The organism is Nitrosomonas sp. JL21, from assembly GCF_009833095.1.
GTDB lineage: Bacteria > Pseudomonadota > Gammaproteobacteria > Burkholderiales > Nitrosomonadaceae > Nitrosomonas.
This window is the reverse complement of the sequence record NZ_QRCB01000013.1, coordinates 1-1,956: the sequence shown is the minus strand read 5'-3', so window position 1 is coordinate 1,956 and position 1,956 is coordinate 1. Positions and strand designations below refer to the sequence as shown.

Below are 1,956 nucleotides of genomic sequence, written 5' to 3'. Positions count from 1 at the left end.
ACCCTCAAAGTCCACGGTAATGTCGGAGATCAGGTGATTTTGGAAGGCAATTGGGTCGATGGCGGAAGCCAGGGCTTTTATCATACTTATACTCAGGATGATGCCGTGCTGCTAGTGGGCATGAATATGACGGCGGTGGTTGGATAAAGCATCGGAAAAATGCAGAAAGCAAATCAGGTTTAAGATGCATTCTATCGATGCTAAATGAGCATATCGAGTCTGGTTTGAATGTGGATGGGTTAATTGACAACCTTACCAAGGCTGGGCAAAGTAGAATTTCCGAGGTTGCTTAACCTCATGCTTGAAATGTTGCATCCTGATTAAATCATTCATTTAATTAATATCCGTCATAAAGATTCTTGATTGTCCTTGACATTACTTTGGCTTAACATGGGTTCTGTGATTTCTATAAAATTATAGTGAACGTTTCTCTCACGAATATTATTAAATGTTTTAAAAGGAATTTTTTTAAAATGACAATAACAACAATTAATTTATCCAGCCTCGATGGCAAGAATGGTTTTCGTTTGGATGGGGTGGCAGCATTTGATTATTCGAGTTTTTCGGTCAGCAATGCTGGGGATGTGAATGGTGATGGCTTTGGGGATGTAATTATTGGCACTGGGCAACCGTTTGCCAGGACCAGTAATAGTTACATAGTCTTTGGTAAAGCTTCCGGTTTTAGCGCAAAAATGGATTTATCAAATCTCGATGGGAGCAATGGTTTTCGCTTGGATGGGGAAACATCCTATGATTTTTTGGGTGAATCGGTGAGCACCGCTGGTGATGTGAACGGTGATGGCTTTGATGACGTGATTGTTGGTGCCGAGGGTATTGACCCAAACGGCTATAGCTCGGGTTCGAGTTATGTGGTGTTTGGTCAAGCTTCCGGTTTTAGCGCGACAATGGCTTTATCAAGCCTCAATGGTAATAATGGCTTTCGACTGGATGGGGTGGCTGAGGGAGATCATTCGGGTAATTCGGTTAGCAATGCTGGCGATGTGAATGGTGATGGCTTTGGTGATGTGATTGTTGGTGCATTCGGAACTGAGCCAAATGGCTACAACTCGGGTTCGAGTTATGTGGTGTTTGGTCAAGCTTCGGGTTTTAGCGCGACAATGAATTTATCCAATCTTAACGGAATTAATGGGTTTCGCTTGGACGGGGAAACATCCTATGATTTTTTGGGTGAATCGGTGAGTACTGCCGGGGATGTGAATGGAGATGGATTTGATGATTTGATTGTTGGTGCTCCTGGTGCTGGTCCAAACGGTTATACATCAGGTTCCAGCTATGTATTATTTGGTAAAGCTTCTGGGTTTAAGGCTTACATGGATCTATCTAGTCTTGATGGCAATAATGGTTTTCGTTTGGATGGAGAAGAACCAGATGATAAGTCCGGTAGTTCTGTCAGTACTGCTGGAGATGTAAATGGAGATGGATTTGATGATTTGATTGTGGGTGCCTGGGGGGCTGATCCGAATGGAAAATATTCAGGTTCCAATTATGTTGTGTTTGGGAAAGCGACTGGATTTAACGCTAGCATGAACCTGTCGAGCCTCAATGGTCATGATGGCTTCCGATTGGATGGAAAGACGGAGGATATGTCGGGTTTATCAGTTAGTACTGCCGGGGATGTGAATGGAGATGGATTTGATGATTTGATTATTGGTGCTCGCGGAGCTAATCCGAATGGCTCTCAGCCAGGTTCTAGTTATGTGATATTTGGGAAAGCCTCAGATTTCAATGCTGTAATGGATTTATCTAATATTGATAAGAATGGTTTTCGCTTAGATGGAGAAATGGAAGGTGATTCATCGGGCATATCAGTCAGTACTGCCGAAGATGTGAATGGAGACGGATTTGATGACTTAATAGTGGGTGCTTTTAAAGCTGACCCGAACGGCCCTTCCTCTGGCTCGAGCTACATCATTTTTGGCCGCAGCGATTTTGGCA

Annotated in this window: 1 protein-coding gene; it reads left to right on the top strand. The window is 43.4% G+C overall.

The features are described from left to right. Positions 1-473: 473 nt before the first annotated feature. On the top strand, positions 474-1,956 hold a 1,483-nt coding region (locus tag ABF87_RS05280), incomplete at its 3' end, for an integrin alpha (RefSeq protein WP_160828097.1).